At 49.5% G+C, this 16,023-nt stretch carries 9 protein-coding genes and 1 pseudogene; 5 read left to right on the forward strand and 5 right to left on the reverse strand.

The window, feature by feature from the left end; genetic code table 11:
* Window positions 1–41: 41 nt before the first annotated feature.
* The 3 genes from BMW71_RS01130 (at window position 42) to BMW71_RS01140 (ending at window position 2,618) form a co-directional block, all read left to right on the forward strand.
* The gene (locus BMW71_RS01130; protein WP_092168305.1) at window positions 42–1,703 is read left to right on the forward strand and encodes a RagB/SusD family nutrient uptake outer membrane protein; all 1,662 of its coding nucleotides are present in this window, start codon (window positions 42–44) and stop codon (window positions 1,701–1,703) included.
* Window positions 1,704–1,948: 245 nt separating this feature from the next.
* Window positions 1,949–2,389: an Hsp20/alpha crystallin family protein gene (locus BMW71_RS01135; RefSeq protein ID WP_092168308.1), complete on the forward strand. Its 441-nt coding sequence runs from the start codon at window positions 1,949–1,951 to the stop codon at window positions 2,387–2,389.
* 34 nt (window positions 2,390–2,423) lie between these two features.
* Window positions 2,424–2,618, forward strand: a complete 195-nt coding sequence (locus tag BMW71_RS01140; RefSeq protein WP_143057519.1) for a hypothetical protein — start codon at window positions 2,424–2,426, stop codon at window positions 2,616–2,618.
* Between the two features lie 410 nt (window positions 2,619–3,028).
* On the opposite strand, the gene fdhD is transcribed toward BMW71_RS01140, so the two are convergent.
* From fdhD to BMW71_RS01175, 4 genes are all read right to left on the reverse strand, one after another.
* On the reverse strand, window positions 3,029–3,877 hold the full coding sequence (gene fdhD, locus BMW71_RS01150; RefSeq protein WP_092168317.1) for a formate dehydrogenase accessory sulfurtransferase FdhD: 849 nt from the start codon (window positions 3,875–3,877) through the stop codon (window positions 3,029–3,031).
* A complete protein-coding gene (locus BMW71_RS01155) occupies window positions 3,874–6,147 on the reverse strand; it encodes an FdhF/YdeP family oxidoreductase (protein ID WP_092170117.1) in 2,274 nt (757 codons plus the stop codon). The genes fdhD and BMW71_RS01155 overlap by 4 nt, the downstream gene beginning before the upstream one ends.
* A gap of 353 nt (window positions 6,148–6,500) precedes the next feature.
* Window positions 6,501–8,918: a TonB-dependent receptor domain-containing protein gene (locus BMW71_RS01165; protein WP_092168323.1), complete on the reverse strand. Its 2,418-nt coding sequence runs from the start codon at window positions 8,916–8,918 to the stop codon at window positions 6,501–6,503.
* A gap of 732 nt (window positions 8,919–9,650) precedes the next feature.
* Window positions 9,651–11,042, reverse strand: a complete 1,392-nt coding sequence (locus BMW71_RS01175; RefSeq protein ID WP_092168329.1) for an FAD-binding oxidoreductase — start codon at window positions 11,040–11,042, stop codon at window positions 9,651–9,653.
* A gap of 1,068 nt (window positions 11,043–12,110) precedes the next feature.
* Here BMW71_RS01175 and BMW71_RS24085 point away from each other — a divergent pair.
* Window positions 12,111–12,179, forward strand: a pseudogene (locus tag BMW71_RS24085) (BBE domain-containing protein); the annotation flags it as partial.
* Window positions 12,180–12,248: 69 nt separating this feature from the next.
* Window positions 12,249–13,127, forward strand: a complete 879-nt coding sequence (locus BMW71_RS01180) for an SDR family oxidoreductase (RefSeq protein ID WP_092168332.1) — start codon at window positions 12,249–12,251, stop codon at window positions 13,125–13,127.
* Window positions 13,128–13,400: 273 nt separating this feature from the next.
* Here the strand turns inward: BMW71_RS01180 and BMW71_RS01185 are convergent, their stop codons facing one another.
* Complete coding sequence (locus BMW71_RS01185; RefSeq protein ID WP_092168335.1) at window positions 13,401–15,812, reverse strand: TonB-dependent receptor; 2,412 nt, start codon at window positions 15,810–15,812, stop codon at window positions 13,401–13,403.
* Window positions 15,813–16,023 lie beyond the last annotated feature (211 nt).

The following is a 16,023-nucleotide window of genomic DNA, read 5'->3' on the forward strand; positions in this document are numbered from 1 at the left end:
TACCGAGCTGTCCGGAGGGGATTCGATAACCATACCTTGTGATGAAAAATATACGATTACTACCAAGCATATTTAGTCTTGCCCTACTGTTCGTCTCCTGCTCGGAATCGTTCCTGGACGAAGAGCCCATCGGAGAAATCTCTCCCGACCAAATCCTTCGGGTTGAAAACCTGGAAGGTGCGATTGTGTCGGCTTACAGCATTTTAAATGGTCAGATGGACAATGCATCCAGCGCCTTCAATTCTCCCGCCTCCAACTGGAATTTCGGAGATGTGGTGTCTGACGATGCGTACAAAGGAGGGGGCGGTACCGGCGACCAAAACCAAATCCATCAGATGGAGCTGTTCCTTACCAATCCCTCGATCCGGGATGTAGAACGTAAATGGCTTGCCCTTTACGAGGGTGTAAAAAGAGCCAATTTGGCGATCCGCCTGATTCAGCAAAGTGAGGAATTGGAAGCGGCTGTGGCCGGCAGACGGTTGGGAGAAATGCGGTTTCTACGGGGACATTTTTATTTCGAATTAAAAAAAATCTATAACCGGATACCCTATGTGGACGAAACGGCCCTTACAGCAGAAGATTATTACGTGTCAAATACCGCACTGAGCGAGGTGGAATTGTGGGGCAAGATCGAAGCAGATTTTAATGCGGCTTTTGATGCTTTGCCGGATACGGCGGAGGAGCCAGGCAGACCTGGAAAATGGGCGGCAAAAGCATACCTGGCAAAAGTATTTCTTTACCAGCAAAATTGGACCCAGGCCGAAGCAGCGGCTGACGAGGTTATCGAAAGCGGGCAATACGAGCTAATGGAAAATTTCCGGGACGTCTTCCTACCTGAGAATGACAATGGGAAAGAAATCATCTTTGCAGTGCAACATTCCATCAACGACGGCTCACCCAGCAATTACAACGGATCCATCGGAGATCGATTGATGGCTCCGGGAGGACCTTTTTATCCGCAATACGGATTCTTGCGGCCCAGCCAAAATCTGGTAAACGCTTACAAAACGGACGAGAATGGCTTACCGATGGCAGACAATAGCGACCCGGTAGATGGGCAGTCTTTCGATCCCCGAATTGACCACACCCTGGCCCGGCCGGGTATTCCTTACATGGATTTGGGTATCAATTACGAGGCCTCCTGGGCACGGGATCTGTCTACTTACGGTCCCTATAGCCCCAAAAAGCGAATGGTATCTGCCCTTTCCCCTCATTACCTGCAAATTTGGCCGTACGTGAATAGCTTGAACTATTACATAATCCGGTATGCTGACCTATTACTGTGGAAGGCAGAGGCAGCGATTCAAAACGGCCAGCTGGAAGAAGGTAGGCGGTATATCAATCTGGTGCGGGAGCGCGGTGCTTCGGGTAGCCGGGTACGCCAACTGGACGGGGTGTCCGATGCAGCCAATTACCTGCTGAGTCCCTACACGCAGGCATTTTCAGACAAAGAGCAGGCACTACAGGCATTGCGGACGGAAAGAAGGTTGGAATTTGCCCACGAAGGACATCGCTTTTTTGATTTGGTTCGATGGGGCCTCGCAAAAACGGTTTTGGATGCGTACTTTGAAGTGGAAAAAACCCGAAGACCCCATTTGACCGGGGCGGTATTTACCGCCGGAAAGAACGAGTACTTTCCCATTCCGCAAAACCAGATAGACCTGGGTCGGGGATTGATTACCCAAAATCCCAACTACGAATAAAAAATGCGAAACCCGACACATCAATTAGTGTCATTCTGACAGTGTTTTTGGTCAATAAGTAACCGGATAGGTCCCCTCCCCCCGCTGTCAATCTGACAGCGGGGTAGTTGGGAAACGATCCGATCGTAATTGGCATATGATTTGTTTTTGGTTGGATAAAATGGTTAACGGTTGTTGCCGGATTTCCGGCAATTTGTAACCCATTGAATCGGTTTATTTGATGTTTTACTTAAAACGTATACGCCATGGAACAGGTAATTAGTAAAAATGGATGGAAGCCCACAACGGGCTTGTTCGACGATTTGGTAGCCGGAGATTGGATCCAAACCAATCGTCGCAGAGGAAATACGGCTTTTGTGCCGATGGTAAATATTCTGGAATCCAATGAAGCCTACCGTATTGAAATGGGACTTCCCGGTACGAACCGGGAGGAAATAAAGGTGGAGTTGGATCAGCAGGTCCTGAGTATCAGCGGAAGTGCGAAACAAAACGCCGCAAATGAGCAGGTACACTACCTGACCAAGGAGTTCAATTACCACTCCTTTAGCCGCTCCTTCCAACTCCCGGAGACCATAGATACCGAGCAAATCGATGCCCGGTTCGATAATGGTCTGTTGGCGCTTACCTTACCAAAGCGGGAGGAAGCCAGGCGGAAACCCATAAAAATCATCGATATATCCGAATAAAGTCCAATGGTTTCACTCCCAAAAACAGCTACAAATGATGCGTACGTCTTATTTGGATTACTACAAAATGATATTGGAAAAGGTAAGCTTCGACTATGGTCTGGTGAAGAAGGAACTTCACAAAGCCAATCAGGTACTGACTGGAGAAGAGCAATCCCGGTTAAGAAAATGGATGCTTCAAAACGGACTACTTTTCGAAGCAAAGGCTCCCTTGCATACAGGTAGCTGAAGCCGCAGCGTCCAGTTGAACGGTAAATTTTGTACATAGTGAAAATTTGAGCAAAAAAGGTTCAGCACAGCTGGGCCTTTTTTTGCTTTTAGCACCTCCTCTGCCGGTAGGTGTTTCGCCCCGAAAATCTACGCTTGGTTTCGGACTACCCGTGCCTTGATTTGCTGCGTGAAACATAAATTCGCATGGTAAATGATTGCCACCGAAGGCTCTGATCAGGTAGGCAGGCGGCCGGTTTGGGCAGGTTGCTGCCCATTGAAATCCAGCGAAATGCAGAAAAAATACCCCGATCCGGGTATTTTTCGGAATACCTATCTGGCTAACTTTGTGCTGGGTGATAAGTACATTTTTCGAAATGGGATTTTTTCCATGGAAACTGGAGAGCATTATTTAGGTGATTTTTTTGCTCTCTAGCTTATTCGCTCCCAGCCGCTGTAGCTATTGAACCGGTCGTGTTTCAAAAAGCCAATTAGTGTTTGGTTTTTTTCCTGGGCCAGGCGTACCGCCAGGCTGCTAGGGGCACCCAGTGCTACCAGGACCTGAATACCGGCATTCACCGCTTTCTGTACCATTTCGAAGCTCACCCTACCGCTAAGCAGCACGATTTTGTTTTCCCGGGGTGCAATTCCCTGGCGCAGGGCGGCTCCAATCAATTTGTCCAGGGCATTGTGCCGTCCCACATCTTCCCGAAGCAGGAGCATCTTTCCGCTGGCATCGTACAAAACAGCGGCGTGAAGGCCTCCGGTGTAGTTGAAACCGGTCTGTTCGGCGTTCAGCGCTAAGGGCAAGGACCGAATCGTTTCTGCCGGGATTGTCCAACGACCATCCATGGGTAACTCCGCTGCCTTGCAGCTAACCGCTTCAATGGCTGTTTTGCCACAAACCCCGCAACTGGCATGGGTAAAAAAATTCCGTTCCAGGTTTTCGGGATCAATCGCCAGGTTTCCCCGCAAGCGTGCCCGAACCACATTGCCTTCCTCCTCCGGTTTTACCCGTTGGCAATACCGCATTCCCAACAGGTCCTTTTCTGCTTGGATGATACCCTCTGCGTACAGAAAACCCATCACCAGATCAAAATCGTGTCCGGGGGTACGCATGGTGACCACCAGGTCTTTCTCCTGCCATTCTCCCCATTTTTCAAACTCCAGACGGATCTGTAGCGGCTCTTCCACGGCAACTAAATCCGACAGGGTTTCGGTGCAGGAACCCCGCTGTTTTCTGATTTCCCAGGGCATGACCAAGGCGTTTTGTCCGCTCATGGGTTCATCCGTTTGAGGTGCACTTCCACGTATTTGGACGCCGGACATTGGCTTTCGCCGGAGCGGTTTCCCAGGGCCACCAACACGTTTCCCTCCGGGAAGTAAACCGCCAGGCAGCCCCTCGTGATGGCGTAAGGCACCACCTGAAATCCTTCCAGGATCCGTTCCTCCCCTTCAAAAACACTGCTGAGCTTCACCCGGTCTCCTGTTTTGCACCCGTATTCCGCCATGTCTTCGGGATGCATCATGACCACCTCCCGGCTATTGGCGATTCCGCGGTAACGGTCGTCGTAGCCATAGACGGTAGTATTGAACTGGTCGTGGCTGCGGATGGTCATCAGCGTAAAGGGCGTCTTTGCCGCCGAATCCGTCGGCAGCGGATTGACCGTGAGCTTTGCTTTTTGATCGTCCGTATGAAAGATACCTTCCCGTGCTCCGTTTGGCAGGTAGAACCCTCCGGGAATACGTGCCCGTTGGTTGTAACGCTCAAAACCCGGTATGACTTCTTCAACCTTGTCCCGGATTCGGTCGTAATCAACCGACATGCCCTCCCAATCCGTCGGGTTGTCTTTCCCCAGAACTGCCCTGGCCAACCCACAAACGATGGCCACTTCGCTCTTGAGCTGCGTGGATGCCGGTTCCAGGTCACCCTGCGACATGCGAACCCGTCCAGCCGTATCTTCCGTGCTGACCCATTGCGGTCCGGCGGGGCTGATGTCTTTTTCCGTGCGCCCCAGACAAGGAAGGATGAGCGCTGTTTTCCCATGAATCAGGTGGCTTCGGTTGAGCTTGGTGGAAACCTGAACGGTCAGCTCACACTGCTGCAAGCCCTGGAATACCTTGGCGGTATCCGGAGCTGCCAGCGCAAAATTCCCGCCCATTCCAAAAAATACCCGGGCCTGCCCGGAGAGCATGGCTTCTACCGCACCTACTGCACCCAGGCCATGGTGTCGGGGAGGATCGAAAGAAAAGGCCGTTCCCAACCGATCCAGAAAAGCATCGGGCATTTTCTCCCAAATACCCATGGTGCGGTCCCCCTGTACGTTGCTATGGCCTCTTACGGGCAGCGTTCCGGCTCCTTTTTTGCCAATCGAACCCTTTACCAACAGGATGTTGACGATTTCACGGATGGTGTTTTCCGCGTTGCGGTGTTGGGTAATGCCCATGGCCCAGGCAATGATGATTTTCTTGCTGGAGGCAAGCAGGTCGGCGGCCTCCCGGATTTTTTCTTCCGGTACCCCACTGGCTTCGATCAACTGTTGCAGGTCGACTTCCTGCAAATGCCAAAGCAGCGCTTCAAAGCCGCTGGTTTGCTGCCGAATGAAGGTACGATCCAATGTATGGGCCTTCCCGGCGGCATAGGCTTCCAACAGCATTTTTAGTAGGGCTTTTAGCAGTGCCAGATCCCCGTTCAGCTTTACCTGTAGGTGCAGGTCATGAATGACCGTTGGTTTGCCCACCCATTCCCAGGGTTTTTGGGGGTTTCTGAATTGGATCAATCCTGTTTCCGGAAGAGGGTTTACCATGATGATTTTGCCTCCGTTTCGTTTGAGTTTTTCCAGGGAGGTGAGCATGCGGGGAGCGTTGGTTCCGGGGTTTTGGCCAAGAACCAGCAGCAGATCGGTCTCGGGAATGTCTGCCAGGGTCACGGATGCTTTCCCAATACCCAGGGTTTCCGACAGGGCCTTACCCGAAGCCTCGTGGCACATATTGGAGCAATCGGGGAGATTGTTCGTCCCAAATTGCCGGACAAAACATTGGTAGAGAAAAGCCGCTTCGTTGCTTGTGCGGCCAGAGGTATAGAACAGGGCCTGGTCCGGATGGTTCAATCCGTTGAGTTTTTCGGCGATGAGCGAAAAAGCAGCCTCCCAGGAAATGGGGCGGTAATGGCTGGCGTTTTCTTCCAGGACCATGGGCTCAGTGAGGCGGCCCTGTTTTTCCAGCCAATGGTCGGTTTTTTCGACCAACTCCCGAATGCTGTACTGCGCAAAGAAGGGAGGTGCTATCCGTTTATAGCCCGTCTCCCAGGCCACCGCCTTGGCTCCATTCTCGCAGTATTCCGCTAGTTTCGAAACCTCCTCCGGGTCGGGGTCCGGCCAGGCACAACTGGGGCAATCAACGCCTTTGGGTTGGTTAAGTTTGAAAAGGGTTTTTATCCCCCGACCGATATGGGTTTCTTCCCACAGGGAGTAGGCCACGGACTGAATGGATCGTGGACCTGCGGCGGTTTTGGGAGGGGGGCTAAGTTTGACGCTTCTTTTTGGGCTCATTTTTTTCGGGTCTAGGGTGGCGCAGGTGAGGTTAAAGAAAAGCAAACTTTACAATATTCCCATAGATGCTACAAAAAAATATTCAAAAGGGCAGGCTGTCTGGACTGCTTGTCAGGTTTGCTTGGTCAGATGCCGTATTCATGTTGGAAGGTTTCCACGTTGAAACCTACCACAAAAATAAGGGCTCTTCGGAAAGAGATCCGTTACTAGTTCATTTCAGTAAACGTTTTCTGGAGCAAAACCAGTACCGAATTCTCTTAAAGGTGTAGTGGGGAGTTTGGTTATCTCAGGAGGAACCTGGCGGATCCATTCCAATGCACCTTATTCCAGCTGCTTACCGGTTCTGGACCGTGTCAGTTTGTTACCCGTTTCTGTTCCTCCTGCGAGCCTACTTTTCTCTTTCTGGTTCCTTTGATTTTGCTGTTGCCAAATTTGTAGGTATAGCTGGCCATAAACACCCGATTGTCAAACCTAACCCTGCCGGAAAAATCAATCACAGCATCTTCAAATGAGCGTAATCGGAGTTGGTTGGTTTCGAGTAGGTCGTTGCAGGCGATCCGTAGGACTCCGGCTTTTTCAAAGTCCTTTTGAATACCGAGGTTGATAAAACCTCTCGATAGCCAATTTAAATAGCCGTTTATGGTCGGAGAGCGGTAATTCCCCAAAAGCTCCACTGTGTAGTTATTGGAAAGGGTAAAGGTGTTGGTCAGCACCAGCTGAATCCCTCGTTGGTCCACCTCATATACCTCTCCATTCAGCACAGAATTGATTTTCTGGTAGTTCGCGGTAAGATTACTTTGGGTCTCCCACCAGGAAGTAAACTCCATTGGGAAGGCGAGCGTCAGGGCAACGGTCTGCGCTCGGTCAACATTTTCCGACTTCAGGAATAGGATATTGGTCTCCGCATCCAGGGTGGGTTGAAAACGTGCGATGACGTCTCTGTCCAGACTGTGTTGCACCGATAGAAGTAGGCTCTTGAAGGAATAGTCAGCCATAAACGTAGTGGTATAGGTAGGCAGTATGGTTTCATTTCCTGCTAAAAAGGTATAGGGGTCGAAAAGTAGTGCAAATGGTGCCATCTCGTTAAAGGAAGGACGGGTAATCCGGCGCCCATAGGAGGCATGAACCCGGTGATTGAAATTAATTTTTCGGGAAAAAAACAGGGTAGGAAAGAAATTTCCATAGCTTCGGTTAACGAGTTCTACTCCCGAGGCGGTAGTCAGGTTGCTGGACGTATGCTCGTAGCGTAATCCAGCATCCATCGTCGTGTTTTCATCCAATACGATGCTGGCCGAGGAAAAAGCAGCCAGGATATCTTCCTGCAGGACGCCATCGCTGCTAAACGTAGGATTGAACACCCATTCCGTTCCCACTTTTTTATCGAATACGACGGTATTTTCCAGCTGTGAAAAGGTACCCCGAATACCGGATTCAAGCGCAACCGACTCCCCTAATTTGATGGAATGGGTTGCATCCCCCACCCAAAGCGCTATGGGCGTATCTTTGGCTATTCTTACTTCCTCCGATTCGATGAAATTACTTGACTCATCGTAAAAGTCGATTTGATTTTTGGTAGGGAAGGAATTCGTATACCACAGGTAATCCAAATTAAAACCAAAGACCTGATCCCTGCTTAATGTATGCTGTAGGTGGATATTGCCCATTACATGGCTCCAGTTGTCAACTTCATCCAGGGACATGACAGCCAGCGAATCCGGGGAGATGGAATAGGTGGATGCGGTACGTGTGGATGCGCTATTATGTCTACGGTTCTCGTAGCCACTAATAAGTCCGCTAAGGATGGTCTTGCTTCCCATCACGTAATCAAATCCAGCCTGATAGTTGAATGTTTTCCTGCGGTGGAAGTTATCGCTGTCTATTTGGATTCCCAGATCCTCAAAACCGTTATTGTTTCCTCTGTATCGGGTTGCGAAGGGGACCTGATCGGCATGTGAAGCAGACAATAGCCCAAACCAGCTGAATTTTGGCCCTTGGTGGTTCAGGGTGAAACTCATACTTCCATTGTAGCCGGAGCCATATCCCTGACCCGTGGTCAGGGAACCGTTGGTGCCAATCGTACCATTGTTTGTTTTCATGACGATGTTGATAAACCCAGCATCGCCGTCCGCGTCGTACCTGGCAGGAGGCACGGTGATGAGCTCGATTTTTTCGACGTCGCTTGCGTTGAGACCCGCCAGCATCTGGTAGGCGGCCTCTACGGGCATTCGGAATCGTTGTCCATTCATCAGGATAACGACGCCGTTTTTGCCCAAGACGGAAAGCGAATTGTTTTGCCGGTCCACGGATACGCCGGGAGACCTATCCAGCATCTCCAGAATGGATAACCCGGCGGCGGTAATGCTAGTGGCCACATTAACGATCATTTTTCCCTGTTCCAGCTCAAATAGTGGGCGGGTGGCCATCACGGTCACTTCATCCAGCTGCTGTTGTTCTTCTATTACCCGGATAGGAGGCAGCTCATTTTTACCGGTTCCCGGGAAGTGAAAGCCGGGAGAATGGCTTTTTTCGAAGCCAAGCAGGGAGACTTCTACAAAATAAGTCCCTTTTTGTATGTCCGAAAAAACAAAGTGTCCCGATTCATCAGAAATAGCTCCCTTAATCAGGGCAGAATCCGTTTCATTCCGGAGCAATACACTTGCAAATGCAAGCGCTTTGTCCCTGGAATCCCGCACGTCTCCCTGAATGACTCCCTGCGAAAATCCCGGTGTAAGTAGCGAGGAACAAAGAATTAAACCGATTACCGTTTTCATGCCTTATTGATTTAAAAGATTCGGAAAGTCCGTCCGGGTATTCGGCCAGTTGCCTCGTTTCCTTCAGGATAACTTATTTCTACGCCAATTTTTGTACGTATGGCCCCTTTATAAAGGACAGCGCTGGCCTTCATCCTGGCGGACTTTTGATCGGTCAGGATGGGTAACGTCACCGGACATCTGGTACGTTTCGGGTGCCATTGGACTTCCTGTGCACGAGACAAACCTAGGGAATACCGAGGAAAGGGATTGCGTCAAATGTTCCAAAAAGCGGTACAGATGTTTCGGAGACTTTGCTGGGAGCTGCCCGTATTAAATATCAAAGCCAGCATGTAGCGTACCGTTGATGCGTTCGAATCACAAAAGCACGAATGGCTACTTAATCTGTCAATTCGTTATGAAATCCCTGTTTTTTCGTCGCTACCTGGTAAAGTGTTTTTCTGGCAGTTATAAAGAGTGTGTTGCTCCATTGGCCGGTTCCGAAGCATAGGTTGGACGGTATATTTTCTGGGATTCGGATTTCTGTGAGCTTTTCCACCGGAAAACACTGCTCTAACCGTCGCACGCGGATCAATGATGTCGGCGGCGGATAGGCTGCTTTGTCCGTAGGATACCGAGTTCAGCGTACTACTTGCGGCCATCAACAGCCCACAGATCACACCTATTGCCCCCGCTAGCGATTGTGGCCTTCTCTTCGTATTTTCTGCCTGTTGGGAGGTATTCCCACCCACATTAACCGTTCGCATTGGGCAGAATGTTATTGTTTAGGTGAAAGAAATTGTCTGGGTCGTACCGGTGCTTTAGTTTGGCCAATCGGGAATAATTCGGCCCGTAGGCCACCTTGACCCGGTCCAGGCCATCGTCTGGGGAGAGCCAGTTTACCGCGGTGCCCCGCGTATGGGGCTCCACTTCGGCCCAGAAAGCTTTTGCCCAGGCAATCAGCGAATCGGTCTCTTGCGGATCCGCCCACTGTGGGGTAATGTCGAAATACCATTGCTGGTCCCGGTAGGGGAAGGGCGTTTCTTCCGGATCCACCCGGGTCACTGCGCCTTTCATCGCGTTGAATAAGACCATGGAATAAGGACTGATGCCTTCGGTGTTTTTCACGACGATGTCGATCAACTCGTCACTTATTTCTGGGAGATAGCCCATTTTGTTGTACCGTTGCAAGCCATGGGGAACGGCTGCATCCAAACTTTTTTGAAGCTGTACGTAAGGGCCTGGAGCAATCAGGTCTGCCATGGGTGGCCTAAAGGCCCTGAGCGGTTCCAACTGGCGATTCCCTTCGTCGATATCTCCCGTCCAGCAAACCACGAACCCAAAAACCTTCGTCCCATCGGGTAGTGTAAAGATCCCGGCAATAACGCTCATGTCGTCGGGTGTATTCATGGAGTACTCCCGGTAAAATTGCAGCAGCTCTCTTGCCTGAGCCAGGGGATAGAGGATCATGCCAGCCAGTACCTCCGGCCCCACCTTGTGTAGCTTGTATTCAAAGGAGGTAACCACACCGAAATTTCCCCCTCCTCCGCGAATGGCCCAAAACAGGTCCTTGTTTTCCGTCTCGGAGGCATTGACAAAGCTCCCGTCTGCCAGGACCATGTCTACCGAAAGCAGGTTGTCTATGGTCAGCCCGAATTTATTCATCAGGTATCCCTGTCCCCCGCCCAGGGTCAATCCTGCGATGCCGGTGTGGGATACCACCCCTGCTGTGACCGCAAGACCGAATGCCTGTGTTTCGTGATCGAGGTCCGCCAATAACGCACCGGCTTCCGCCCTTGCGGTTTGCTTTACCGGATCTACACGCACCCCTTTCATGGCGGACAGGTCGATCAAAAGTCCGCCATCACAGGTCGATCTTCCGGCAAAACTGTGTCCGCCCGCTTTTATCGCCAGCACCAATTGGTTTTCCCGGGCAAAATTCACCGCAGCGATCACATCCGAGACCCCGGCGCACTTGACCACCATGGCCGGATACTTGTCGATCATTGCGTTCCAGATGGTCCGGGACTGGTTGTAGCCTTCCTGATCGGGAAGTAGTAGCGCTCCCCGTAACGAGGATTGGAAGGCTGCTGTATCAATTTCCGGAGCGTTTTTGTCGGTTGAGATCAGATCGTTGGTTTTCATAAAAATGGGGGTTTGGTTGAATTGTGTTTGTTACCGTCCCGAAGCAATCGGCTGGTACAGGGTATTCACGCCGTTGCAGGGGCGAAGTAAACCTAAGAAAAAGAGCAAAAAAGGAGTAGGCCATATGTTCCAAAAACTGGTGTAGATGTTCCAAAAGTTATAGCAGTAGGCCCCGATCTTTTCCGTTACTTAAAATTGCAACCTAAGTACCGATTATTGGAATAGTTGTTCTACCGAATGAATAAAATATGGTCTAGATTTACCTCAATTACGGGACGGCTGATTTCTGTCAACGATTCAGCCAACGCAGGCGTATCCGGTGGTTTTTCACCAGGCTACATGTTTGCATGGGGGAGGAACCAGACCATTTCCTGAATGGATCTGCGGCGCACCCGGGTTAGCGCACAGCTAGGTCTGTTTCAGCCGGGGCGGACAGAAAATCCGGGAGGGGTGAACGCATCCGATACCCGGAAACGGGAATCCGCTGGTGCCTTGAGGTTCGGGAAAAAAATAAAAACATCAGATTGAATTGGATTATTTACCAAAAAAAACCGGGGTCATTGGCCACCGGTTTTTTTTTCGTAGTTCCGACATTCGTGCTACCAGCAGCTTGCATGTTCCGAATGCTACTTCCAGGTTACGGCGAGAAGTTGAAAAAGGGAATGGAACTCGTTTTTTCCAGCCACCCCTATGCCCTTCGTTTCGTGGGTTACTACCCGGTTATCGCAGTAGGCGGTTAATCTTCTGTATCAACGCTTTATGAAACAAATAGCTTACAAATAGAAACATATGTACTACATGGATGAGTCGATACACGATACCTTTGTAGGAATAGATAGCCAGTCAGTTTAAATCGATTGTTTACTTCAATCACGCGTACATGGAAGTTTTCCAACAAAGACTACCGATTGAGGTCTGGGCTGAACTCGTTCGTTCGGTTTCCGGATCTGTTGTATTCCCCCATTCATAGCACTACGATACAGCAAGAGCTAGTTGGAATGACATGCTTGATCGGAAACCGATGGAGCGGATCGTGTACGGGTGGCATACGGAGATAATTAAGAACGGTTAAAGCAGCTAAAACAAGAATTCGATCCCAAAAACTGCTTTCGGTGCAACAAAACCATCGCTCCCTAGCCAGGGGGTTGTTTTCATTTCTAGAGAGAGACTACCAGATAAACCCATCTACACCTAAACAAATATCGTATGAAAAAAGTACTAATAACCGGAACAAACAGAGGGATCGGAATGGAAACCGCCCTTGCTTTTGGCCGTGCTGCCCACCAGGTTTTTGCCACCATGCGAAACCTTGAAAACGGGGCTGAGCTTATGCGCTACAGCGAACAGGAATCCTTGCCAATTTCCATCTACCAACTGGATGTAGATTCGGATGAATCCGTTGCGCAGTGCATACAGGAGATTGCTTCCGATCATGGGCCCATTGATGTACTGGTGAACAATGCAGGATTTGGGCAGCCTGGTTCGGTAGAAGAAGCGCCTATAGCAGAATTTAAAGCCCAGATGGAAACCAACTATTTTGGAGCCCTTCGGTGTATAAAGGCCGTTCTGCCTACCATGCGGAAAAATAAAAGTGGTTGTATAATCAATATCAGTTCTATATCTGGTAAAATTGCCTGTACACCGATGGGACCATATAGCGCGAGCAAATTTGCACTCGAGGCGATTACCGAGGCGTTGGCACAAGAGGTAAAGCCCTTCAATATTCGAGTATCAGTAGTTGAGCCGGGAATTATTGATACCGAAGCAGCCGTTAGATGTTCATTAATGATTAATTCCCTTTATCCACAAGTACGTCGTTTTGCCAGATTGTTCGCTGAAGCTCTCAAAACCCCAACACCAGCGAGTTTGGTAGCGAACAAAATATTGGAAATAGCCGAAAGCGGCACATGGCAATTAAAACATCCTGTAGGCCCCGATGCTGTGCCGTTTATTAACTGGCGTGCTTCAATGACTGACGAGCAATGGGTGGATTGGAATGCGCAGGAGGATACCGATTGGTACGATGCCGTAGAAGCCACCTTCGGCATGAATTGCCGGCCTGAGAAACTAGAAAAGGAAAAGTAAACCAACTCAGACCCTTGAGGTTTCCAAAACCTCAAGGGTTAACCAGCATGCAGACCTTTGGGGTTTTCCCAACCCCGAATTCTATACCAGAGTGTTCACGAAAAAACCTTCGGGGTCTCAAAGACCCCAAAGGTTTAAGAACGTTGAGGTTTCCCAACTCTGTATTTGGTGTTGTGGTAAACTTAACCATTAATAATTCCCCGTAGTAAGCTGTTCGATCAGTTGATTTGCTCCATATGGTGCGACCAAAAGACCGATTCTGGTTTCCCACCGCTACTTGACATCCATCCGTTTCCGATCTTCTTCCGAAGCGGATTCGACTTTTACTGCCTTCAGTTTTTTATTTCCAAAGGATCGGGAATAGCTGAGCATAAGGGTCCTGTTTCTTAAATAAAAGTCGATGTGTATATGAAGGGGAGGTTCCCGGAATTCCGTATCAACCAAATTATTGTTGGTATTGAGTAGATCTACGATTCCAAGACGAATGCTTCCATTTTCCCCGGCTAGTTTTTTTTGGAGGCCTATGTTCAGGGAGCCTATGGGCCGAAAAATCAACAGGCCCCAGTTTCTTCTGGATTGAAAATTCCCACCCACTTCCGCCGTATACCCGTTTCCAAGCAGGAAAGTATTGCTCAGGTTCAAATTGAGATCGAAAACGGCATTCCGTTGATTTACGGGTAAGTGCGCTGTTTCAAAACTTCTCCGATTCAGCTGAACGGAAGACTGTAAATCCCAGTTGGCAGCAATAATCCAGGGAGCCGAAAAAAGCAGACCGGTGGATTGAAGATACCGAAGGTTTTGAGGACTATACGTAACCAGTTCGTTTTTTGGGTCATAACTGGGTTGAAAGAGAGCAATCGCATTTTCCGTATAGCTATGTTCGAGTGCTACGGATGCTCGTTTGTAGGTTAGCTCCAGTTTATAGGTGTCAATAAGTGATGGCAACAATGCGGCATTGCCGTCAAATTGCGTGTTTTGATTGATAAGCAATACGACAGGTACCAGGTTTCCCAAGGAGGGGCGGGTGATTCTTCGGTAGTAGCCCAATGCCATTGCTGTATTTTCATGTAGGTTTTTCTCTATCAGGAGAGAGGGAAATAAATTCGCGTAATTTCTATTTATATCCCCTTTTTCATTGCCATTTTCAATGTCCGTGAGCGTGTGTTCATATCGTACCCCTACTTTAAACGCTAGCTTGTTTCCTGCTTTCCAATCGCTACTGATATAGGCTGCGGAGACGATTTCCTGCACATGGGCCGAACCGGCCAGGATGGAATCGAGTTCCCCGACACCATTTTCATCGTAAGTAGACTTTATGGAGTTATCAAAGTCCATCCAGGATCTTTTTGCGCCTGCTTTGAGGTTGATGCCTTCGGCAGGTTGAAACTGGTAGTCTAAGGCAGCGATATGAAAGTTCATGGGGGCATAACTCTCCAAATCAAACTGGATGGCTTCGCTTTGTTCGGCAAAATAAGCGGCGTTGTCATAGGTGGAAAGATTGTCCAGCTGAAGGGTCACCCAGTCGTAATCTATTCTGAATGTATGTTTGTCCCGCAGCTGAAAGGAATAATGAATGTGGGAACTTTGATTTGATATATCTCTTGATTCATGGTACAAAATGTCAGCTCGAACGAGTGAATCACCAACCTGAAGGATTGTCCCACCCTTTCCTCTCATGCTGTTGTTATTTTGTGTCAAATTGATATAGGCACCGATTTCGGAGGTTTTGTCAAAGGTTTTTTGGATACCCACTCGGAACTGATGGGATTGCGAGAGTATGGCCCGATCTGTATCGCTTTGAAAGGATTTCAACAGCCCGCTCAGCGACTCGGAACGAAAGGCGTTTCGCCACAGAAGTACATTGTGGGTATGCAAATAGGCGTATTCGGCAAAAACAGAAAAGGATTTTCCCCTATGGGCGAGACTTAAATTTGCACCATAGACTTCAGCTCTTTTTGCTCCGGCACTCAAGCCGAAGGTACCGTTGGTTCCGAAGTCGGTGCTTTCTTTGGTAACGATGTGTATGATGCCCCCGGCCCCTTCCGCATCCAGGTTGGAGGGTGGCTGGGATATCAGTTCTATTTTCTCTACATTGGCAGCGCTCATTCCCTCCAGCATTTGCATAAGGGATCCCATGGGAATTCTGCTCAGCGTATTGTTTATCATGACCATCACTCCCTCCCGGCCGTTTAGCGCGATGCTGTTTTGTTGCTGATTGACCATCACCCCTGGAGATCGGGAGAGCACCTCCAATACGGAACTTCCCGCCGCGGTGATGCTTTCCTGCACGTTTATCACCATCCGGTCCATCTGTTTTTCATACAGGGGCTTTTGGGCAGCTACGACGACTTCGGCCAGTTCGTCCTCACCTTCCATAAGTACAATTGGGGGTACGATGAGCCCTTCGTCCCGAGGTACCCGGATCTTTTGCAGGTACGCGCGAAACCCCACGGACGTTATTGAGAGCAGGTAGTCGTCGGCGGCAATCCGGTCAAAACGAAAACTACCGTCGACTTCAGAGACTGACCCCGCTACCAATGAGGAGTCTTTTACGGCTAATATTCGTACGTTCGCGTAGGGGAGGGGGCTGCCATTTGCTTCGGTTACGGTGCCGGTAAGTTGGCTTTGCGCGGAAAGGATGGCAGGCATTCCAGGCAACACGTACAGCAGGATAAGGTATCTCATGGTCAAGGCCGTTTACGGCTTCTGTGGGTTATCTGTAAAGCAAGTGGAAACTGAAAATGAAAATTACGGATTTTGATCAATCAAGCGTTAGTACAGATGTTCCAACTAGTTGTACAATTGGGGCACATTGTTCGAATCCTGGTAATCAAGGATCGGTGTGTCTTGTTACGAAAAAATTCCGGACGCTGGTGTTCATCGGTTACAATCCCAT

It is taken from the genome of Cyclobacterium xiamenense, assembly GCF_900109255.1.
GTDB lineage: Bacteria > Bacteroidota > Bacteroidia > Cytophagales > Cyclobacteriaceae > Cyclobacterium > Cyclobacterium xiamenense.

Bases quoted from the DNA above. Each gene is read 5' to 3' on its own strand.
- BMW71_RS01135 (WP_092168308.1), top strand. From the start codon at position 1,949: ATGGAACAGGTAATTAGTAAAAATGGATGGAAGCCCACAACGGGCTTG.
- BMW71_RS01185 (WP_092168335.1), bottom strand. From the start codon at position 15,812: ATGAGATACCTTATCCTGCTGTACGTGTTGCCTGGAATGCCTGCCATC.
- BMW71_RS01155 (WP_092170117.1), bottom strand. From the start codon at position 6,147: ATGAGCCCAAAAAGAAGCGTCAAACTTAGCCCCCCTCCCAAAACCGCC.
- fdhD (WP_092168317.1), bottom strand. From the start codon at position 3,877: ATGAGCGGACAAAACGCCTTGGTCATGCCCTGGGAAATCAGAAAACAG.
- BMW71_RS01140 (WP_143057519.1), top strand. From the start codon at position 2,424: ATGATGCGTACGTCTTATTTGGATTACTACAAAATGATATTGGAAAAG.
- BMW71_RS01130 (WP_092168305.1), top strand. From the start codon at position 42: ATGAAAAATATACGATTACTACCAAGCATATTTAGTCTTGCCCTACTG.
- BMW71_RS01165 (WP_092168323.1), bottom strand. From the start codon at position 8,918: ATGAAAACGGTAATCGGTTTAATTCTTTGTTCCTCGCTACTTACACCG.
- BMW71_RS01180 (WP_092168332.1), top strand. From the start codon at position 12,249: ATGAAAAAAGTACTAATAACCGGAACAAACAGAGGGATCGGAATGGAA.
- BMW71_RS01175 (WP_092168329.1), bottom strand. From the start codon at position 11,042: ATGAAAACCAACGATCTGATCTCAACCGACAAAAACGCTCCGGAAATT.